Origin of the sequence: Streptomyces sp. NPDC090088 (genome assembly GCF_044747345.1) — a bacterium.
Lineage (GTDB): Bacteria > Actinomycetota > Actinomycetes > Streptomycetales > Streptomycetaceae > Streptomyces.
On sequence record NZ_JBIVDZ010000007.1, the window covers coordinates 218868 to 238245 of the forward strand.

At 72.3% G+C, this 19378-nt stretch carries 18 protein-coding genes, 3 tRNA genes and 1 pseudogene; 17 read left to right on the forward strand and 5 right to left on the reverse strand.

Going from position 1 to position 19378, the window contains the following annotated elements:
- Positions 1–296: 296 nt before the first annotated feature.
- The 9 genes from ACIPSJ_RS31955 to ACIPSJ_RS31995 all read left to right on the forward strand — a co-directional run bounded on the left by ACIPSJ_RS31955 (position 297) and on the right by ACIPSJ_RS31995 (position 10986).
- Complete coding sequence (locus ACIPSJ_RS31955; RefSeq protein ID WP_401351141.1) at positions 297–1448, forward strand: inositol-3-phosphate synthase; 1152 nt, start codon at positions 297–299, stop codon at positions 1446–1448.
- Positions 1445–2533, forward strand: a complete 1089-nt coding sequence (locus tag ACIPSJ_RS31960; protein ID WP_401351143.1) for an SCO3242 family prenyltransferase — start codon at positions 1445–1447, stop codon at positions 2531–2533. Before ACIPSJ_RS31955 ends, ACIPSJ_RS31960 begins: the two co-directional genes overlap by 4 nt.
- Positions 2530–3408 (forward strand): sugar phosphate isomerase/epimerase family protein, encoded by an 879-nt coding sequence (locus tag ACIPSJ_RS31965; RefSeq protein WP_401351145.1) that lies wholly within the window; start codon positions 2530–2532, stop codon positions 3406–3408. Before ACIPSJ_RS31960 ends, ACIPSJ_RS31965 begins: the two co-directional genes overlap by 4 nt.
- Positions 3405–4043, forward strand: a complete 639-nt coding sequence (locus ACIPSJ_RS31970) for an EboA domain-containing protein (RefSeq protein ID WP_401351146.1) — start codon at positions 3405–3407, stop codon at positions 4041–4043. The genes ACIPSJ_RS31965 and ACIPSJ_RS31970 overlap by 4 nt, the downstream gene beginning before the upstream one ends.
- Complete coding sequence (locus tag ACIPSJ_RS31975) at positions 4043–4891, forward strand: TatD family hydrolase (protein WP_401351147.1); 849 nt, start codon at positions 4043–4045, stop codon at positions 4889–4891. The genes ACIPSJ_RS31970 and ACIPSJ_RS31975 overlap by 1 nt, the downstream gene beginning before the upstream one ends.
- A gap of 3 nt (positions 4892–4894) precedes the next feature.
- Positions 4895–6064: a metabolite traffic protein EboE gene (gene eboE, locus ACIPSJ_RS31980; protein ID WP_401351149.1), complete on the forward strand. Its 1170-nt coding sequence runs from the start codon at positions 4895–4897 to the stop codon at positions 6062–6064.
- The gene (locus ACIPSJ_RS31985) at positions 6061–7443 is read left to right on the forward strand and encodes a nucleotide pyrophosphatase/phosphodiesterase family protein (protein WP_401351151.1); all 1383 of its coding nucleotides are present in this window, start codon (positions 6061–6063) and stop codon (positions 7441–7443) included. Before eboE ends, ACIPSJ_RS31985 begins: the two co-directional genes overlap by 4 nt.
- Positions 7444–7496: 53 nt before the next feature.
- Complete coding sequence (locus tag ACIPSJ_RS31990; RefSeq protein ID WP_401351152.1) at positions 7497–8660, forward strand: sugar phosphate isomerase/epimerase family protein; 1164 nt, start codon at positions 7497–7499, stop codon at positions 8658–8660.
- 205 nt (positions 8661–8865) lie between these two features.
- A complete protein-coding gene (locus ACIPSJ_RS31995; RefSeq protein WP_401351154.1) occupies positions 8866–10986 on the forward strand; it encodes a PQQ-dependent sugar dehydrogenase in 2121 nt (706 codons plus the stop codon).
- A 74-nt stretch (positions 10987–11060) separates the two neighbouring features.
- Here the strand turns inward: ACIPSJ_RS31995 and ACIPSJ_RS32000 are convergent, their stop codons facing one another.
- The gene (locus ACIPSJ_RS32000) at positions 11061–11348 is read right to left on the reverse strand and encodes a hypothetical protein (RefSeq protein WP_401351156.1); all 288 of its coding nucleotides are present in this window, start codon (positions 11346–11348) and stop codon (positions 11061–11063) included.
- Between the two features lie 228 nt (positions 11349–11576).
- On the opposite strand from ACIPSJ_RS32000, the gene ligD reads away from it, so the two are divergent.
- Both ligD and ACIPSJ_RS32010 read left to right on the forward strand, forming a co-directional pair.
- Complete coding sequence (gene ligD / locus ACIPSJ_RS32005) at positions 11577–12596, forward strand: non-homologous end-joining DNA ligase (protein ID WP_401351157.1); 1020 nt, start codon at positions 11577–11579, stop codon at positions 12594–12596.
- A 65-nt stretch (positions 12597–12661) separates the two neighbouring features.
- Positions 12662–13690 (forward strand): LacI family DNA-binding transcriptional regulator, encoded by a 1029-nt coding sequence (locus ACIPSJ_RS32010; protein ID WP_359213653.1) that lies wholly within the window; start codon positions 12662–12664, stop codon positions 13688–13690.
- Positions 13691–13718: 28 nt separating this feature from the next.
- On the opposite strand, the gene ACIPSJ_RS32015 is transcribed toward ACIPSJ_RS32010, so the two are convergent.
- Positions 13719–14510, reverse strand: a complete 792-nt coding sequence (locus ACIPSJ_RS32015) for a VOC family protein (RefSeq protein WP_359214096.1) — start codon at positions 14508–14510, stop codon at positions 13719–13721.
- Between the two features lie 117 nt (positions 14511–14627).
- Entirely contained in the window at positions 14628–14771 is a 144-nt protein-coding gene (locus tag ACIPSJ_RS32020) for a hypothetical protein (protein WP_359213650.1), read from the reverse strand.
- Between ACIPSJ_RS32020 and ACIPSJ_RS32025 the strand changes: the two genes are divergently transcribed.
- From ACIPSJ_RS32025 to ACIPSJ_RS32040, 4 genes are all read left to right on the forward strand, one after another.
- Positions 14770–15024, forward strand: a complete 255-nt coding sequence (locus ACIPSJ_RS32025) for a WhiB family transcriptional regulator (RefSeq protein WP_355720642.1) — start codon at positions 14770–14772, stop codon at positions 15022–15024. The genes ACIPSJ_RS32020 and ACIPSJ_RS32025 overlap by 2 nt on opposite strands.
- Before the next feature lie 68 nt (positions 15025–15092).
- Positions 15093–15164, forward strand: a tRNA-Gly gene (locus ACIPSJ_RS32030).
- Between the two features lie 10 nt (positions 15165–15174).
- Positions 15175–15246 (forward strand) — tRNA-Asp (locus ACIPSJ_RS32035).
- Between the two features lie 27 nt (positions 15247–15273).
- Positions 15274–16602 (forward strand): SDR family NAD(P)-dependent oxidoreductase, encoded by a 1329-nt coding sequence (locus ACIPSJ_RS32040; RefSeq protein WP_401351160.1) that lies wholly within the window; start codon positions 15274–15276, stop codon positions 16600–16602.
- Positions 16603–16642: 40 nt separating this feature from the next.
- Here the strand turns inward: ACIPSJ_RS32040 and ACIPSJ_RS32045 are convergent.
- A pseudogene (locus ACIPSJ_RS32045) lies at positions 16643–17698 on the reverse strand (hypothetical protein); the annotation flags it as partial.
- A 17-nt stretch (positions 17699–17715) separates the two neighbouring features.
- Between ACIPSJ_RS32045 and ACIPSJ_RS32050 the strand changes: the two are divergent.
- Positions 17716–17773, forward strand: a tRNA-Trp gene (locus ACIPSJ_RS32050).
- A gap of 108 nt (positions 17774–17881) precedes the next feature.
- Positions 17882–18490 (forward strand): hypothetical protein, encoded by a 609-nt coding sequence (locus ACIPSJ_RS32055; protein WP_359213643.1) that lies wholly within the window; start codon positions 17882–17884, stop codon positions 18488–18490.
- On the opposite strand, the gene ACIPSJ_RS32060 is transcribed toward ACIPSJ_RS32055, so the two are convergent.
- A complete protein-coding gene (locus tag ACIPSJ_RS32060; protein ID WP_401351162.1) occupies positions 18487–19332 on the reverse strand; it encodes a hypothetical protein in 846 nt (281 codons plus the stop codon). The two genes, ACIPSJ_RS32055 and ACIPSJ_RS32060, sit on opposite strands and share 4 nt — an antisense overlap.
- Positions 19333–19378: the final 46 nt, after the last annotated feature.

The following is a 19378-nucleotide window of genomic DNA, read 5'->3' on the forward strand; positions in this document are numbered from 1 at the left end:
CTCAGACACAGGCGCCACACAGTGGTCCGACAGCGACGGCGCACACCCCGCCGGCAGCACTGCTCACCGCTCCGTCCGCCGGACGACATCCGTGCAGAGCACACGGCAGGCCGCCGCCACGAATCCCGCACAACTCACCGCCGACGCCTTCGCCGTAACCACGCCCGCCAGGGAGTCGCCCTCCCAGGCAGCGGCCAAGGCCCGCTCCTGTGCCGACGGTGGGCGGGGAAACCGGCCCCGCACCCGCCCACCGTCCTCCAACCGCAACGGAACATCGACATGGCAGGGAGGCACCCGTGAACAACGACGGGAACGCATCGAAGCCCCGGACCGGTGGGCAGACCACACGCACCGGTGTCTGGTTCGTCGGAGCCCGCGGATCGGTGGCCACCACCGCCGTCGCCGGATGCGCGGCGGTCGCCGCCGGACTGCACCGACCGACCGGCATGGTCACCGAGACACCACCGTTCGACGGCACCGGCCTGCCGTCCCTGTCCTCGCTCGTCTTCGGCGGCCACGACACCGCCCACAGCCCGCTGCCCAAACGGGCCGACCAGCTCACCGACGCCGGCGTCCTGCCGCACGGACTCGCCGCGGCCGTGCACGCCGAACTCCGGTCCGCGGACGAGGAGATACGGCCCGGTGGCCCGCTCCCGGGCGACACGCGCGGCGACGAGGAACTCATCGCGGACTTCGCCGCCGACCTCACCTCGTTCCGCGTGCGCAACGCACTGGCCCGGGTGGTCGTCGTCAACGTGTCCTCCACGGAACCGCCGCCCGCACCCGAAACCCTGCGGCTACCGCCCAGTTCCCTCTATGCGGCCGCCGCCCTGCGAACCGGGTGCCCCTACGTCAACTTCACGCCGTCCACCGGGCTGCACACCCCGGCGCTCACCACAGCCGCCGTGGCCGCCGGACTTCCGCACGCGGGCCGTGACGGCAAGACCGGCCAGACCCTGCTGCGGGCCGTGCTCGCCCCGATGTTCGTCCAGCGCGTCCTGAAGGTACGGGCCTGGTCCGGCACCAACCTGCTGGGCGGCGGGGACGGAGCGGCGCTGGCCGACCCCGGCGCGGCCGCGGCGAAGAACGCCGGCAAGGAACGCGTCCTGACCGACATCCTCGGACACCCCCCGCAGGGCGAGGTGCACATCGACGACGTACCGGTGCTCGGCGACTGGAAGACCGCCTGGGACCACATCGCCTTCGAAGGCTTCCTCGGCTCGCGCATGATCCTCCAGACCATCTGGCAGGGCTGCGACTCGGCCCTGGCGGCACCGCTCGTCCTGGACCTGGCCCGCCTGGTCGCCCGCTCCCACGAGGTGGGCCTGTCCGGCCCGCTCCCGGAACTCGGCTTCTACTTCAAGGATCCCGACGGCGGCCCGGCGGGCCTCTCGGAGCAGTTCACCGCCCTGCTGTCGTTCGCCGACCGACTGCGGGGGACGAAGTGATCCGCTCCGCTCCGCCCGGTCTGGCCCCACCCGCGCCCGCCGACGCTCCGGAGTCCACCGCAGCCGGAAACGGCCGGGGTCCCGTGGTCACCGCACCGCGGCGCGGGTCCCGGGCGCGGCTGCGGGACTGGGCCGAACTGCTCCGTGTCTCCGCGCTGTTCACCGTGCCGGGCGATGCCCTCGCCGGCGCCGCGGCCACCGGACTGCGGCCCAACCGGGGCACGGCGTACGCCGCGTGCGCCTCGCTCCTCCTCTACCAGGCGGGCATGGCACTCAACGACTGGGCCGACCGCGACGAGGACGCCCTCGACCGCCCCCACCGACCCGTTCCCTCCGGCCGTATCTCCCCGACGGCGGCGCTGGCGGCGGCCGGACTCCTGACCGCGGCGGGCCTGACGTCCGCCGCCCGCGCCGGCCGGCCCGCACTCGCGGTGGCGACGGCCCTGACCGCCACGGTCTGGGCGTACGACCTCCGGTTGAAGCACACCCCCGCCGCCCCGGCGGCGATGGCCGCGGCCCGGGCCCTGGACCTCCTGCTCGGCGCCACGGCAACCCTGTCCGCACCCACCATGCCGCCGACCGCCCGCAGAGCCGCCGACCCATCACCGTCCGCGATGCCCGGCCGGGGGAGAGGGCACGGGACAGGGCGGAGCGGGGGAGCTCCTGCCACGCCCGGTACCGCCCTCCGCGCCGCGGCTCCGGCCGCCGCGCTGGCCGCCCACACCTACGCCGTCACCGCCGTATCGCGGCACGAGGCGCACGGCGGTTCGACGCTCACCCCCCTCGCCGCACTCGGCCTGACGACCACGCTCGGTCTGCTGCTGTCCCGGACCCGCACGACGGCGGGACCCGTCCCGGCGCTGTCGGCCGGCGCGTACGTCCGCACCGCCGCCGGTCCTTTCCTGCACGCCGCCCTCAACCCGTCCCCACCCCTCACGCAGCGCGCCGTCGGCGGCGGCATCCGCGCCATGATCCCGCTCCAGGCCGCGCTCGCCGCCCGGTCCGGGGCGACCGGCACCGCACTCGCCGTGCTCGGGCTCGCACCCGCGGCCCGTGCCCTCGCCCGGAAGGTGAGCCCCACATGAGCGGCCGGCAGCGACTGCGCCTCGGCTACGGCACCAACGGCCTCACCGACCTCCGTCTCGACGACGCCCTCGGCCTGCTCGCGGACCTGGGCTACGACGGCGTCGGACTCACGCTCGACCACATGCATCTCGACCCGCTCGCGGACGATCTCGCCGCCCGTACCGCCCGGGTCGCCCGGCGGCTCGGCGAACTCGGCCTCACCGCCACCGTCGAGACCGGCGCGCGGTACGTGCTCGACCCGCGCCGCAAGCACGGTCCGTCGCTGCTCGACGCGGACACCGAGGGCCGTGCCGCCCGCACCCGGCTGCTGCTCACGGCGGTCCGGGTCGCGGCGGACCTCGGGGCCCACGCCGTGCACTGCTTCAGCGGCGTCACCCCGTCCGGCACCGACGACGACACCGCGTGGCGGCGCCTGGAAGAGGCACTGCTTCCCGTCCTCGACGCGGCGGCCGCCGCCGGCGTGCCGATCGCGATCGAACCCGAACCGGGACACCTCCTCGCCACGCTCGCCGACTTCCATCACCTGCGCACCGTGCTCGGCAACCCTTCTCCGCTCGGCCTGACCCTCGACATCGGCCACTGCCAGTGCCTGGAGCCGGCCACGCCCGCCGAGTGCGTCCGGGAGGCGGCGCCCTGGCTGCGGCACGTGCAGATCGAGGACATGCGCCGCGGGGTGCACGAGCATCTGCCCCTGGGCGACGGCGAGATCGACTTCCCGTCCGTGCTGGACGCACTCGCCGACACCGGCTACCGGGGCCTCACCGTCGTAGAGCTGCCCCGGCACTCCCACGCGGGGCCGGAGCTGGCCCGGTCCTCCGTCGAGTTCCTGCGGACCGCGACGGCCACGACCGCGAAGGGAGTGCCCGCAGCATGACGCACCCACTTCCCTGGACCCGAGCCGAGGTCGAGGCCCGGCTGCCCGACGACGCGGCGCGCGCCTGGTTGACCGAGGCGCTGGCCGACGCCGCGTGCGTACCGACAGCACCCCCGACGGCGCCGGCCCCGTACGCGGCCGATACCTGGGAGCTGCGGTTCGCCGCCGCGGGACGGCACTGCGGCCATGACAACGCGGACGCCGTCCGCACGCTGCTGCTGACCGAGGCCCAGGCGGGACCGGAGACCCTGACCCGGCTCTACCGGCACGGCAGTGCCGCCGAACGCCGCGCCGTGCTCCGGGCCCTTCCGGCGCTGGTCGACGGACCGCACGCCCTTCACCTCGTCGAGGACGCCTTGCGCAGCAACGACCCCCGGCTCGTCGCCGCCGCCGTCGGCCCCTACACCGCCGCGCACCTCGACCCGCACGCCTGGCGTCACGCCGTCCTGAAGTGCCTGTTCACCGGCGTCACCCTCGACGCGGTCGCGAGCCTGGCGCAACGCGCGGCCGGCGACGGCGAACTGGCCCGCATGCTCACCGACTACGCCGCCGAGCGGACGGCCGCCGGCCGCGAGGTCCCCGACGACCTCGGCCGCGTGCTGACCCTGACGGGCGAAGAGCCCAGGGAGCTTTGATGCGAATCTTCGACCCGCACATCCACATGACATCCCGCACCACCGACGACTACGAGGCGATGTATGCCGCCGGTGTACGCGCCGTCGTCGAACCGTCCTTCTGGCTCGGGCAGCCCCGCACCGGTCCGGCAAGCTTCTACGACTACTTCGACGCCCTCCTCGGCTGGGAACCCTTCCGCGCGGCCCAGTACGGCATAGCCCACCACTGCACCCTCGCGCTCAACCCCAAGGAGGCCAACGACCCACGCTGCACGCCGGTCCTGGACGCCCTGCCCCGCTACCTGGCCAAGGACGGCGTCGTCGCCGTCGGCGAGATCGGCTACGACTCCATGACACCGGCCGAGGACACCGCGGTGGCCGCCCAGCTTCAGCTCGCCGCCGCCCACGGCCTGCCCGCCCTGGTCCACACGCCCCACCGGGACAAGCTCGCCGGTCTGCACCGCACCCTCGACGTCGTGCGCGAGTCGAGTCTGCCGGTGGAGCGGGTGCTGCTCGACCACCTCAACGAGACGACCGTCGAGCACGCGAAGGACAGCGGCTGCTGGCTCGGGTTCTCCGTCTACCCGGACACCAAGATGGACGAGGACCGCATGGTCGCGATCCTGAAGACCTACGGGACGGGGAAGGTCCTCGTCAACTCGGCCGCCGACTGGGGAAAGAGCGACCCGCTGAAGACCCGCAAGGTCGCCGACGCCATGCTCGCGGCCGGCTTCGGCGAGGACGACGTCGACCAGGTGCTGTGGCGCAACCCGGCGGCCTTCTACGGACTCAGCGGCCGTCTCCGGCTCGACGTCCCGAAGCCGGAGGGCCTGCACGAAGGCAACTCCGTCCTGCGCGGCGGGGAGTGAGCCATGCGCTTCCGCCATGCCGACGGCTCGACGGTGCACCTCGCCTACTGCACCAACGTCCACCCCGCCGAGACCCTCGACGGTGTCCTCGCCCAACTCCGCGACCACTGCGAGCCGGTCCGCAGAGCCCTGGGACGCGACCGCCTCGGCATCGGCCTGTGGCTCGCCGGCGACGCCGCACGCGCGCTGATCGCCGACCCGGCGGCGCTGCGGCGGCTCCGGGCCGAGCTGAACCGGCGCGGCCTCGAAGTCGTCACCCTCAACGGATTCCCCTACGAGGGATTCGGCGCGGACGAGGTCAAGTACCGCGTCTACAAGCCCGACTGGGCCGACACCGAACGCCTCGCGTACACCACCGGCCTGGCCCGGCTCCTGACGGAGCTGCTACCGGACGACGTCAGCGAGGGGACCATCTCCACCCTGCCGCTGGCCTGGCGGACCGACTACGACGAACGCGCCGCCGCCACCGCCGGTGCCGCGCTGACCACCTTGGCGGAGCGGCTCGACGCGCTGGAGGAACTGACCGGCAAATCGGTCCGCGTCGCCCTCGAACCGGAGCCCGGCTGCACGGTGGAGACGACCGCGGACGCCATCGGACCGCTCACCGCCCTGCCCGGCGACCGTATCGGCGTGTGCGTCGACACCTGCCATCTCGCCACCTCCTTCGAGGACCCGGCCACCGCACTGACCGCGCTCGACGCAGCGGGTATCGGCGTCCCCAAGGCGCAGCTGTCGGCCGCCCTGCACGCCGAGGACCCCCGTCTGCCAGAGGTCCGCGACGCCCTCGCGGCCTTCGCCGAACCGCGCTTCCTGCACCAGACCCGCGCCCGCACGCCGACCGGTCTGCACGGCACCGACGACCTCGGCGAGGCACTGGCGGGCGACGCCCTGCCCGACGACACACCCTGGCGCGCCCACTTCCACGTCCCCCTGCACGCCCCGCCCGCCGCACCGCTCACCTCCACCCTGCACGTGCTCCAGGACGCCCTGGCCCTGCTGGTGGGCGGCACGGAGCCCCGCACCCGCCACCTCGAAGTCGAGACCTACACCTGGCAGGCCCTCCCGCCGAAGCTGCGCCCCCGCACCAGAACCCAGCTCGTGGAGGGCATCGCGGCCGAACTGGCCCTCGCCCGTGACCTGCTCACCGGCCTCGGCCTGAAGGAGCTGCCATGAGCATCCACCCGACTCCGCTCCTGGTCCTCGACGTGGTCGGCCTCACCCCGCGTCTCCTCGACCACATGCCCCGCCTCAAGGCGCTGGCCGGCTCCGGCTCGCGGGCGAACCTGTCCACCGTGCTCCCGGCCGTCACGTGCACCGCACAGTCCACCTTCCTCACCGGCGGGCTTCCCGCCGAGCACGGGATCGTCGGAAACGGCTGGTACTTCCGCGAGCTCGGCGACGTACTCCTGTGGCGTCAGCACAACGGACTGGTCGCCGGCGACAAACTCTGGGACGCGGCGCGCCGCGCCCACCCCGGCTACACGGTCGCCAACATCTGCTGGTGGTACGCCATGGGCGCCGACACCGACATCACCGTCACCCCCCGTCCCGTCTACTACTCCGACGGACGCAAGGAACCCGACTGCTACACCCGCCCGGCAGCCCTGCACGACGAACTCACCGAGAAGTTCGGCACCTTCCCGCTCTTCCACTTCTGGGGACCGGGCGCGGACATCGTCTCGAGCCGGTGGATCGCCGACGCGACCCGCCACGTCATGCGCACCCGACGGCCCGACCTGACCCTGTGCTACCTGCCCCATCTCGACTACGACCTCCAGCGGTTCGGCCCCGACGACCCCCGCTCCCACCGCGCCGCCACCGAACTCGACGCCGTCATCGGCCCCTTGCTCGACGACGCCCGAGCCGAGGGCCGCACGGTCGTCGCCCTGTCCGAGTACGGCATCACGCCGGTCAGCCGCCCCGTCGACATCAACCGCGCCCTGCGGCGCGCCGGGCTGCTGGAGGTCCACACCCAGCACGGCATGGAGTACCTCGACCCGATGGCCTCCCGCGCCTTCGCCGTCGCCGACCACCAGCTGGCCCACGTCTACGTCCGCCGGCCCGAGGACCTGGCAGCCACCCGCGAGGCGCTCCAGGACCTCCCCGGCATCGAGGAGATCCTCGACGACGACGGCAAGAAGGCGAACGGACTCGACCACCCGCGCTCCGGCGAACTGGTGGCGGTCGCCGCCCCGGACGCCTGGTTCACGTACTACTACTGGCTCGACGACGCCCGCGCCCCCGACTTCGCCCAGCTCGTCGAGATCCACCGCAAACCCGGCTACGACCCCGTCGAGCTGTTCATGGACCCCGGTGATCCCTACGTGCGGCTCAGAGCCGCCAAGGCGGTGGCCCGCAAGAAGCTCGGCATGCGGTACCGGCTCGCGGTCGTACCTCTTGACCCCTCACCCATCCGCGGCAGCCACGGCCGCCGCCCCGCGAGCGACGAAGAAGGTCCGCTCGTCCTGGTCTCCACCCCCCGCGCAGTATCCGGCCGCGTAGCGGCCACCGAAGTGAAGTCCCTTCTCCTGAGGCTCGCCGGCCTCTCCTGAGACGGCGGCCGACAGGCACCCGCAGCACCGCGACGACGAAAGAGAGAACCACTGTGACCGCGTTCAACGACGAAGCCGTCACCGGCGACGCCCTGCGCCGCACCCTCGGCGTCAACCGCCGCCGTTTCCTCAGCACCTGCACGGCCGTCACCGCCGGGGCGATCGCCGCCCCCGTCTTCGGCGCCGCCCCCGCCCTGGCGCAGGGCAGAGCCGAAGCCGCCGGCCACGACCGGGGCCGTGCCACCCTGGTCCCGCCGGACAAGCGCGGCATCATCCTCTACACCGTCCGTGACGCGACCGGCCGCGACCCGCTCGCCTCCGACCTGCCCTCCGGTTTCCGCGAGGTGTTCCGGCAGCTGTCGCGCTTCGGCTACCGCCAGGTGGAGTTCGCCGGCTTCGGCCAGCACGCCAACGCGCCCGGCGGCGCCGATCTGGGCACCGTCCAGGGCGCGAAGCTGCTGCGCTCCTGGCTCGACGAGTACGGGCTGAGGGCGCAGGGCAGCCACGGCTTCATCCCGCCGTCCTGGCCGCTGACGTCCTCCGACGTGGACGCCTTCAAGCGCTGGCTGGAGATCGCCAACATCCTCGGCATGGAGCACATGGGCACCGGCGCCGACCCCACCAACACCCCCTACCGGGCCGACTGGGACGTCGCCGCGCAGAAGTGGAACACCCTGGGTGCCATCGCCCGCAGGGAGGGCATCAAGCTCTACACCCACAACCACGACAGCGCCTACGACTTCCTGCTCGACGGCGGCCCGCTCGACTCCCAGGGCCGTCCGACCCGCAGCTCGGGCACCCGGAAGCTGGAGTACTTCCTGAAGACGACCGACCGCAAGAACGTCTACCTGGAACTGGACGTCTTCTGGGCACACGTGGCCCAGTACAAGTTCCACACGTACACCGCCCACGACGGCTCGCAGCGGGAGGACGTCTTCGACCCGGCCGCACTCGTGGTCCGCAACACCAACCGCTTCCCGCTCTTCCATGCCAAGGACGGTGTCGTGAACACCCAGAGCGGCCTGGGCTACGACATGGTGCCGTTCGGTACGGGCGACATCGACTACCGCAGGTTCTTCACCCGGGTGGGCGCGAAGAACTACCACAACCCGATGGTCGAGCAGGACAACGCGCCGAGCACGAGCGTCCCCGGCCAGTCTCTGGAGTTCGCCCGGATCGGCTACGACAACCTCGCGGCCCTGCGCGCGTGTAACTGAGGGAGAACCACCCAGGAGTCCCGCCCGGCGTATCGACGCCGGGCGGGTCCCAGGTATGCCGGAAAAGGCACGATATACCTGGACAAACTTTCCTCAAAAAAGTTAAAACTTTGTCCTTGACGAGGCGAAAGTGGGCGCCCTAGCGTCCAACTCAGCTACTCTCCGCGGTTTTTGATCAGCCATCACCAGACCGAAGGAGTTCTGAGTGCGCAACAGACGGATCGTCACCCTCGTGGGTGCGGCTGCGTTGGCCGGAGCCGTCGGGCTCCTGCCGCTCTCCCCGGCCCAGGCCACCACATCGGACCCCGCGCCGCCGGCCTCGTCGGACTTCCAGAAGGTCACCCTCAACGACCGCCCGGGTGAGCCCATGGCCCTGGCCGTCCTGCCCGACCGGCGGGTCCTGCACACGGCGCGCACCGGAGAGGTCCGGATCCACGACCCCCGAAGCGGCGTGAACTTCCTGGCCGCAGACATGAAGAAGAGCCCCGCCGGGCTCTACCAGCACGACGAGGAGGGCGTGCAGGGCATCGCCGTCGACCCGGGCTTCGCCAAGAACCACTGGGTCTACCTCTACTACTCGCCGCGCCTCGACACCCCCATGGACGACCCGGCCACCCCCGGCGTCAACGAGGGGGACGCGCCGCAGTTCGGGACGGCCGCGGACTTCGCCCGGTACAAGGGCGTCACACGGCTGTCGCGGTTCAAACTGGAGGGCAACAAGCTGGACTTCGCCACCGAACAGAAGGTCATCGACGTGCCCGCCGATCGCGGCATCTGCTGTCACGTCGGAGGCAAGATCGACTTCGACCACAAGGGCAACCTGTTCCTGTCGACCGGTGACGACTCCAATCCGTTCTCCTCCGACGGCTACGCCCCCCTCGACGACCGTCCCGACCGCAACCCGGCCTACGACGCGCGGCGCACCGCGGGCAACACGAACGACCTGCGGGGCAAAGTCCTGCGCATCAAGCCCAAGAGCCGCGGCGGTTACACCGTCCCGGACGGCAACCTCTTCGCGCCGGGCACTCCGAAGACCCGTCCCGAGGTCTACGCCATGGGTCTGCGCAACCCGTTCCGCTTCGCCGTGGACGACAGGACCGGCGAGCTCTACGTCGGCGACTACTCACCCGACGCCAACAAGGCCGACCCCGGCCGCGGCCCCGCCGGCCAGGGCCGCTGGATGGTCATCGACCGCCCCGCCAACTACGGCTGGCCGTTCTGCGTGACCCGCGACCAGCCCTACCAGGACTACGACTTCGCGACCCAGATCTCGGGCGGCGCGTTCGACTGCGCCAAGCCGGTCAACGACTCGCGCCACAACACAGGCCGCAGCGAGCTGCCACCGGTCACGGACGCGGAGATCGTCTACGGCTACGGAGCCTCCGACACGTTCCCCGAGCTCGGCACGGGCGGCATCGGCCCCATGGGCGGCCCGGCGTACCGCTACGACAAGCGGAACACGGCCCAGAACCGCTGGCCCCAGTACTTCGACGGAAAGCCGCTCTTCTACGAGTGGACCCGCGACCAGATGAAGGCCGTCACCCTCGGCAAGAAGAACGAGGTCCAGAAGATCGAGGACGCGATCCCCGCGATCACGACGGACGGCCCGATCGACGCCGAGTTCGGCCCGGACGGCGCGCTGTACGTCCTGGAGTACGGCACCGGGTACTTCGCGGAACTGCCCGAGGCCCAGCTCTCCCGCATCGACTTCACCCGCGGGAACCGCACCCCGGAGCCCAAGGCCGCCGCGGACGCGGTCAACGGCACCAGCCCGCTGACGGTCCAGTTCTCCAGCGCCGGCACGAAGGACGCCGACGGTGACGCCCTGCGCTACGCGTGGGACTTCGACGCCGACGGCACCGTGGACTCCAGGGAGGCCGACCCGAAGCACACCTTCGACAAGAACGGCGTCTACGACGCCACGCTGAAGGTCACCGACAGCACCGGACGTTCGGCCTCCGCATCCGTTCCCGTCGTGGTCGGGAACAAGGCACCGGTCGTCTCACTCACCACCGACCCGGCTCCGCACGGCGGCACGGCGTTCCACTGGGGTGACACGGTCACCTGGCAGGTCACCATCACCGACGACCAGCCGGTGGACTGCTCGAAGGTCACCGTCTCGTTCATCCTCGGCCACGACTCGCACGGCCACCCGCTGTCTTCGAGCAGTGGCTGCTCCGGATCGTTCGAAACGTTCGTGGACGGCGGACATGCCGGTGCGGACAACCTGAAGGCGGTCTTCAACGCCACCTACACGGACTCCCCGCCGGCCGGCCTGCCGGCCCTCTCGGGCAGTGCCGAGGTCGCGCTGACACCGGCCGACTGACCAGGCCGAGACACGGATGCGGGGCGTCAACCCAAAGAGGGGGGGCGCCCCGTCCATCCGTCCCGCGGCCGGTTCTACGCGTTCGGCGCCGGGGCCGCGTCGGGGTGCCGGTCGCTGCCGAGATCCGTCCCGAGAGCGTCGGACATGGCGAAGCCGGCGAGGGAGGTCCAGACGCGGCCCGAGCGGGTGAGGCGGCCCTGGACGGTCCGTGCGTGCTGGTGGTAGGCGGTGAGGTTGAACCTGATCCAACCGGAAACGTCCTGGTCGGGCCGGTCCAGAACGACTTGCCCTCGCTGCCCCCGACCGACAAGCGCGAGCGACCCATGGCCAAGCCCTGCCGTGGCCGAGGTCCAACGGTCCATCTCCGGAATTGAGCGGGACCGGCTGATCCGAGAAACCCCCGGCATCTGCGTGAGCACGCGTACGGTCTCTCGATCAAGCACTTGACCTGCAATTTTCTCTCAGAACGCAGAACCGTGCGCCGACGGTACGAGGGGTCCCCGGCCCCCGCTCGTCACGCAGCGCGCCTTCCGTACGCGGACCCGGTGGGCCGATATGCGGGGTGGGGGTGGTGCGCCTACCGTGGCGGCATGGCGAAAGCGGTGGAACTGGAGGTGGCCGGCCGGACCGTACGGCTGTCCAGCCCCGACAAGGTCTTCTTCCCGGAGCGCGGTTTCACCAAGCTGGACGTCGCCCGCTACTACGCGGCCGTGGCCCCCGGCATCCTGCGCGCCCTGCGCGACCGGCCCACCACCCTCCAGCGCTACCCGGACGGCGTCGAGGGCGAGTGGTTCTACCAGAAGCGCGCCCCCAAGGGCATGCCCGACTGGATCCCCACCGCCCACATCACCTTCCCCAGCGGCCGCACCGCCGACGAGATGTGCCCCACCGAGGAGGCCGCCGTGGTGTGGGCCGCCCAGTACGGCACCCTCACCTTCCATCCCTGGCCGGTACGCCGCGCCGACGTCGACAGCCCCGACGAACTCCGGATCGACCTCGATCCGCAGCCCGGCACCGACTTCGGCGACGCCGTCCGCGCCGCCCACGAACTGCGCGCCGTCCTCGACGAGTTCGGTGGCCTGCGCGGCTGGCCCAAGACCTCCGGCGGCCGGGGCCTGCACGTCTTCGTGCCGATCGAACCCCGCTGGACCTTCGTCCAGGTCCGCCGGGCCGCGATCGCCCTGGGCCGTGAGCTGGAACGCCGGATGCCCGACCGGGTGACCATCAAGTGGTGGAAGGAGGAGCGCGGCGAGCGCATCTTCGTCGACTACAACCAGACCGCCCGCGACCGCACCATCGCCTCCGCCTACTCCCTGCGGCCCCGCCCGAACGCCCCGGTCTCCGCGCCCCTGCGCTGGGAGGAGGTCGACGACGTGCGGCCCGGCGACTTCGACCTCGCCACGATGCCCGCCCGGTTCGCCGAAGTGGGCGACGTGCACGCCGACATGGACGACCACGCCTACTCCCTCGACGCCCTCCTGGAACTCGCCCGCCGCGACGAACACGAGCACGGGCTCGGCGATCTGCCGTACCCGCCCGAGTACCCGAAGATGCCGGGCGAACCGAAACGCGTCCAGCCGAGCCGGGCGCGGCCCGAAGAGCCCTCCTGACGCCACGGCTTGGGGCGGTCACCCGGGGCTATGCTGATCACCAGCCGCCGACGAGGAGGGCCGAGGTGTCCGAGGCAGTGTCGCGCCCCACCCTGGAGGCCGTGGCCGCGCGGGCCGGGGTGTCCCGGGCCACCGTCTCACGGGTGGTCAACGGCGGGGACGGCGTGCGCGAGCCTCTCGTCGAACGGGTCCGCCGGGCGGTCGAGGAACTCGGCTACGTCCCCAACCAGGCCGCCCGCAGCCTGGTGACCAGACGCCACGACGCCGTCGCCGTCGTCATCGCCGAACCCGAGACCCGGATCTTCACCGACCCCTTCTTCGCCCTGCAACTGCGCGGCATAAGCAAGGAGCTGACCGCCCAGGACAACCAGCTGGTGCTGCTGCTCACCGAGGGCCGCGACGACCACGCGCGGGTGGCCCGCTATCTCGCCGGCGGCCATGTCGACGGCGCCCTGGTCTTCTCGCTCCACCTCGACGACCCGCTGCCCGGCCTGATCGAGGGCGCCGGAGTCCCCACTGTGTTCGGCGGACGCCCCGGCTGGCACGACGGCACCGACAGCGTCGTGTACGTCGACTGCGACAACCGCGGCGGCGCCCAGGACGCCGTACGCCACCTCGCCGGCCTCGGCCGGAACCGGATCGCGCACATCACCGGGCCCCTGGACCAGACCTCGGCGGCCGACCGCCTCCAGGGCTACCGGGACGTCATGGGGGAGCCCGACCCCCGGCTGGTCGTGCCGAGCGACTTCACCCCGGGCGGCGGCGAGCGCGCCATGGCCGAACTCCTCGACCGCTGCCCGGACGTGGACGCCGTGTTCGCCGCCAACGACCTCACCGCGCTCGGCGCGCTGCGGGTCCTGCGCGAGCGCGGCCGCCGGGTGCCGGAGGACGTGGCCGTGATCGGCTTCGACGATGTACTGCCGGTCACCGAGCAGACCGAACCCTCGCTGACGACGGTCCGTCAGGACATAGAGGAGATGGGCCGGTTGATGGCCCGGCTCCTGCTGCGCACCCTCACCCGCGACGAGTCGGCCACGGACGCGCCGTCCAGCGTCGTCCTGCCCACGACACTGGTACGGCGCGCCTCCGCCTAGCCGCGCCTTCGCCCGACCGCGCCCCGCGTCAGCTCTGCTGCGGCTCGCCCTTGATCACCGCGAAGCGGGCGCCGTACGGGTCCGCGAGCTTGGCCATGCGGCCCACGCCCTCCAGCGTCGTCGCCGGCATCCGCACCCTGCCGCCGGACTGCTGGGCCTTCTCGACCACCGCGTCCGGGTCCTCGACCTCGAAGTACGGCAGCCAGTACGCGCCGGCCTGCGCCTCGGCCGGGTCCTCGGCCAGCGGGACCATCCCGCCGAACATCGAGTCGTCCTCGCCGCCCGCCGGATTGACACAGGTATAGGTGCCGCCCGGGAAGGGCACTCCGGAGGTCTCCAGGCCGAGCGTCTTGTGATAGAAAGCGGCGGCCGCCGCGATGTCCGGGGTGTACAGCTCCACCCAGCACAGCGAGCCCGGATCGCCGGCCACCTCAACGCCCTTGGTCAGCGCGGGCTGCCAGATGCCGAAGGGCACGCCCGCCTGGTCGGCGAGGATCGCCAGGTGGCCCTGGCCCATCACGTCCATCGGCTGGGCGAGGACACTGCCGTGCGCCTGCTCGGAGAGCTTGGCGGTGGCCTGCGCGTCCTCGCTCTGGAAGTACACGGTCCAGGAGGGCGGACCCTGCTCGGGAGTGGTCTGCATGCCACCGGCCACGGTCCTGCCGTCCAGCTGGAAGAAGCCGTAACCGCCGGCGTCCGGCCCCGCCGACTGGAACTCCCAGCCGAACAGACCGTTGTAGAAGGAGATGGCGCCGTCGATCTCGGGGGTGCCGAGGTCGATCCAGTTGGGTGCGCCGTTGACGAAACGGGTGGTGAGCATCATCGCCCTCCTCGGAAGGGTCCCGTCCATTGCACAGGCGAGTCTTCCACCGCCCACTGACAATCGCTGCCGGAGCACGCCCACCGGACCCCGGTTACCGTCGGTCACTTGACGCACTCACCGGGTTCTGATTTCGTTGCGCGCGCCGCCGTGCGCAGGCGTGGTGCCGAAGCGCATCATCGAGAGTGCTGTGGTCCGTCGCTCCGGCGTTGATCGGTCGTTGAGCGAACGTTTTTCGCCGCACGGCACGATCCTGGCCATGCACTTCGACACCATCATCCCGCCCCGCACGCCCGTCCCGGCCTGGCAGGCGCAGGCGCTGTGCGCGCAGACCGGGGCGGACTTCTTCTTCCCCGAGCCCGGCAGCTCGGTACGCGAGGCGAAGCGCATCTGCGGTATGTGCGAGATGCGCGCGGCCTGTCTGGAGTACGCGCTGGACAACGACGAACGGTTCGGCGTCTGGGGCGGCCTGTCCGAGAAGGAACGCCTGGAACTGCGGCGCGCCTCCCGCTGATCCCACGGCCACCGCGGAAAACGGGTAAGCCTCCACGCCCTCGCCCGGCTACGATCCGGGGCACACGGCCGGACGTGGCGCAGAGGCAGGCGCACCGCCTTGCCAAGGCGGACACGCCGGTTCGAATCCGGTCGTCCGGCCGTGTCACGAGGTCCTGTGGAGCAGAGGCAGACTCGCCACCCTGTCAAGGTGGATACGCCGGTTCGAATCCGGCCGGGACCGCGGGAGCGCGGACAGGGGACGGGGCGGATGGGCGAGGCGATCACCGAGGCGGAACTGGCCGCCTTCCACACGGTCGTGGGGAAGCTGCGGGCGCTGCCCGTCGACGACCCGGTGCGGCTGCGCGCCGAGCAGGTCGCCGCCTCCTTCGCCCGCGACGGACGGCTGCGCCGCCGCAGGACGCGCGGCGGCGAGGTGTCGGCGGCCGACGCCGCCGCGATGGCCGCGACCGCGACCGGCGCCCTGGACCGCCGCGAGGACGCGCCCCTGGCCCTGCCCGGCGCCGGGGGCGTCTTCCACAGACCGCGCACCTGCTACGTCTGCAAGTCGCCCTATCGGCAGGTCGACACCTTCTACCACCGGCTCTGCCCCGGCTGCGCCACCGACAACACCGCCCGCCGCGCCCTGAGCACCGACCTCGCCGGCCGCCGGGTGCTGCTCACCGGCGGCAGGGTGAAGATCGGCTTCCAGCTGGCGTTGATGATGCTGCGCGACGGTGCCCGGGTCCTGGTCACCTCCCGTTTCCCGCACGACACCGTGCGCCGCTTCCAGGCCGCGCCCGGCAGCGCCGGCTGGCTGGACCGGCTCACCGTCCTCGCCGTCGACCTGCGCGACCCGCGCCAAGTACTCGGCCTGTGCGAGGAGTTGCGGCAGGAGGGCGAGCCGCTGGACATCCTCGTCAACAACGCGGCCCAGACCGTACGCAGACCGGCGGAGTCCTACGCCCTGCTGGCGGCCGGCGAGCGCGACGCACTGCCCCCGGCCGCCCGGCAGGCCCCCGGTTTCACCCCGATGCGCACGCTGGAGCGCGGAGCCGCGTCCCTCCCGGTGGCGCTCCGGGAGGCCGACGAGGCCGGGCTGCTGCCCGACCCGTCGCCCGAGAACTCCTGGTCGGCCCGGCTCGGCGAGCTCGATCCGGCCGAGGTCCTGGAGACCCAGCTCGTCAACGCCCTGGCCCCGGCCCTGCTCTGCGACCGGCTGCTGCCCCTGCTGCTGGCCGCACCGCACCCCCGCCGTTACGTGGTCAACGTGACCGCCGTCGAGGGCCGTTTCACCGTCCGCAACAAGATGGCGGGCCATCCGCACACCAACATGGCCAAGGCCGCGCTCAACATGCTCACCCGCACCAGCGCCGCCGAACTCGCCGAGCAGGGCGTCCACATGTGCGCCGTCGACACCGGCTGGATCACCGACGAGAACCCGGCCCCGAAGAAGGCCCGGATGGCGGGCGCCGGCTTCCGCACCCCCCTCGACATCGTCGACGGCGCGGCCCGGGTGTACGACCCGATCGTGCGCGGCGAGGCCGGGGACCCGGTGTCCGGGGTGTTCCTGAAGGACTACCGGGTGGCGGAGTGGTGAGCGGGGACGGGAACCGCGCGGGGCCGGCGGTCGGCTCCCGCGCAGGTGCGATCGGCGGCGCGTATCCGTCGGTCAGGACGACGACCGCGTCCGGGGACACCTCGCAGCGCCGGCCCGCCACCTCCGTACGGCCCTCCACATAGTCCGCGACCGCCCGGAAGCTGGTGCCGCCACCGTCGTACACCCTCCCCCAGACTTCGTCCGGGGGGACCCCCATCTCGCTTCGCTCGCCCGGCCGGAACGGCATCACCTCGGCGTCGAAGGACAGCCAGTGCGCCGTGACCCCGTCGATCCCGCCGACGAGCCGGGTGAGCCAGTCCTCCGTGCGGCCCATGAGGTCGAGCAGCTCGCGCTCCGCGCCGGCGTGGCCGCGCCGGGCCGCCAGCAGGGTGTTGAGCAGCGCGGACGAGGTCACCGCGTCGACCGTCTCCTGGTCGGCGGGGATCAGACCGGACACCAGGTGCGGGCAGACCGCGGGCGGCACCGGCGGATCGCCCATGCGCTTCAGCTCGCCGTGGATCCGCATGTCGGTCTCGGTGAACGCGTCGTACCCGAGCGGCTCCAGACCGTGCGCGGTCAGGTCGGCGCGGTAGGCGTCGTGGATCTCGCGCGGGTCGACGCCGGTGGGGCGGCCGTCCAGCACGGGCAGCTCCGCGCGGCCCAGCCGGACCAGGGCCACGTGGTTGACGGCGACCTCGGCGGCGAGTGTGAACACCGGGTCCTCGCGCAGCTCCGGGTCGGCCGGCAGATGGCGGTGCACCAGGTGCCGGGCCTCGTGGAAGAGCACGAACTTCACGCCGTCCAGGCCCAGCGCGACGAAGAAGTCCGGGTTGTGGAGCAGCAGACAGGTGCCGTCGCCGGAGGCGACCACGGCCGCCGTGTCCACCGCCGTCGTCGGGATCTGGTGCGGGCACTTCGAGTACAGCCAGGACGCCACCGCCGACTCCGTCAGCCCGGAGTCCAGCAGCGCGGCCTCCTTCAGCCGCCGCGCCTCGGCCACCACGGCGGGATCGGCCGGCCGGTACGCCTCCAGAGCCCTGCGGTCCGTCGGATCGACCACAAGAGGGTGTGACCGCCCCCGCTCTCCGTACACCATGTGCAGCTCCCCCCCGCCGCGCAGAGGCAGGCGCGCCGGTCTCCAGAACCAGAACACGCCGGTTCGAATCCGGCCGCCCCGCCCCCCTCCGCCCCGCCCCCTCCGCCCCCCTTCTCCGCCTGCGGGCGGCCCGCTCGCGCGGCACGCTGGTAGGAGAGCGACGCGGTGACGGGAGGAGTTCCCATGGGACACACGGAACAGCGGCCCGCCACGCAGGCCCGGGCCGAGAAGCCCGCGGGCACCGGGAGCGTCTTCCTCTCCTTCGCCCCGTGGATCATCTTCGGGGTCGTCGCCAGCCCCAGCACCTGGGAGTACGCGGCGCTGGCCGCGCTGGTCGCCGCGGTCGTCCTGTCCGGCAAGGACATGCTCAGGGGCCGGTTCTTCCTGCTCGACATGGTCGCCATCGTGTTCTTCGCCGTGCTCTGCGTCCTCGCCCTCGCCCTGGACCGCCACCAACTGATCTGGCTGGAGACCTACGCCCAGGTGATCTCCAACGCGGTGGTGGCCGTCGTGGCGCTCGGCTCCCTGGCGTCCGACCCGTTCACCGCGCAGTACGCCCGCCACTCGGTGCCCCGGGAGTTCTGGGACTCGCCGGTCTTCACCCACGTCAACAAGGTGCTGACCACGGCCTGGGGCGTGGTCTTCGCGCTGATGGCGCTGTCCACCTGGCTGGCCATCAGGCTGCCCGGGCAGAGCGACTGGTTCAACTGGGTCATCCCCGTCGCTCTGCTGGTCTGGGCGGTGAAGTTCACGGACCGCTATCCCGAGCAGTACAAGCGGCGGGCCGCCTAGGCGATGGCCCCCGCGGTCAGGACCAGCTCCGGCGCGGTGCCGTGGAAGGTGTCGACGAGCTGGGCCAGCACCGCCCAGGCCTCCTCCCGGCCGCCCAGGTGGTCCCGGACGAGCGGGCGCAGCTCGTCCTCGGCCTCGGTCACGCGCCGCGGGAACATCACCTGGCCCAGCGAGAGTACCTTCAGCACGTCCAGCGCCGGGCCGTGACCCGTGGCGTACTCGGCGGGCCCGGCCAGGATCCCCGCCTGGCGGACCCGGAAGTCGAACTTGCGATGGGAGCCGAACTGGGCGCGCAGCGAGGGCGGGCAGTCCGGGCGCACGCACAGGGCCCAGCGGACGTAGCCGGGCAGGGAGTTCTCGCGGTCCGCCTCCGCGACCGTCTGCCAGTGCTCACGCCGGTAGACCATGGAGGCGGCCTCCCGCGCCTCGGCCATCGAGGTCGACGCGCGCAGGGCCGGGACCAGTCCGAGGCGGGCCACCCGGTCCGGGACCGGCGGTGCCTCGTAGTCCCTCCTGAGCACCGGGTCGACCTCGATCGCCAGCAGCCGTCCGGGGGCGAACGGCACCCCGTCCAGGATGGCCCGCCGCAGCGCCGTGTCCTGCTCGGACAGCAGCCGCCAGACGACGGCGTTGAGATCCGGGTCGTCCTCCTGGAGCATCCACAGCACCACCGAGGCCGGCAGCGCCGACAGATCCCGGGGCAGCCCGTACCGGACCTCCTGGAGATCCTCCGGCACCGGCCGGGGCAGCCCGACACGCGCGCGTACCCGGTCGGCGTCCTCCGAGTCGATCAGACCCAGCAGGAAGCCGACCGCCCGGCCGGAGGTGATGTCAGCACGCATGCGCGCATGATGCCGCAGGCCACGGCCGGCACGCACCGGAAAATCC

Bases quoted from the DNA above. Each gene is read 5' to 3' on its own strand.
- ACIPSJ_RS32025 (WP_355720642.1), top strand. From the start codon at position 14,770: ATGCACTTCGACACCATCATCCCGCCCCGCACGCCCGTCCCGGCCTGG.
- ACIPSJ_RS32020 (WP_359213650.1), bottom strand. From the start codon at position 14,771: ATGGCCAGGATCGTGCCGTGCGGCGAAAAACGTTCGCTCAACGACCGA.
- ACIPSJ_RS32060 (WP_401351162.1), bottom strand. From the start codon at position 19,332: ATGCGTGCTGACATCACCTCCGGCCGGGCGGTCGGCTTCCTGCTGGGT.
- ACIPSJ_RS32015 (WP_359214096.1), bottom strand. From the start codon at position 14,510: ATGCTCACCACCCGTTTCGTCAACGGCGCACCCAACTGGATCGACCTC.
- ACIPSJ_RS32040 (WP_401351160.1), top strand. From the start codon at position 15,274: ATGGGCGAGGCGATCACCGAGGCGGAACTGGCCGCCTTCCACACGGTC.
- ACIPSJ_RS31965 (WP_401351145.1), top strand. From the start codon at position 2,530: ATGAGCGGCCGGCAGCGACTGCGCCTCGGCTACGGCACCAACGGCCTC.
- ACIPSJ_RS31975 (WP_401351147.1), top strand. From the start codon at position 4,043: ATGCGAATCTTCGACCCGCACATCCACATGACATCCCGCACCACCGAC.
- eboE (WP_401351149.1), top strand. From the start codon at position 4,895: ATGCGCTTCCGCCATGCCGACGGCTCGACGGTGCACCTCGCCTACTGC.
- ACIPSJ_RS32000 (WP_401351156.1), bottom strand. From the start codon at position 11,348: ATGGACCGTTGGACCTCGGCCACGGCAGGGCTTGGCCATGGGTCGCTC.
- ACIPSJ_RS31970 (WP_401351146.1), top strand. From the start codon at position 3,405: ATGACGCACCCACTTCCCTGGACCCGAGCCGAGGTCGAGGCCCGGCTG.
- ACIPSJ_RS31985 (WP_401351151.1), top strand. From the start codon at position 6,061: ATGAGCATCCACCCGACTCCGCTCCTGGTCCTCGACGTGGTCGGCCTC.
- ligD (WP_401351157.1), top strand. From the start codon at position 11,577: ATGGCGAAAGCGGTGGAACTGGAGGTGGCCGGCCGGACCGTACGGCTG.
- ACIPSJ_RS32055 (WP_359213643.1), top strand. From the start codon at position 17,882: ATGGGACACACGGAACAGCGGCCCGCCACGCAGGCCCGGGCCGAGAAG.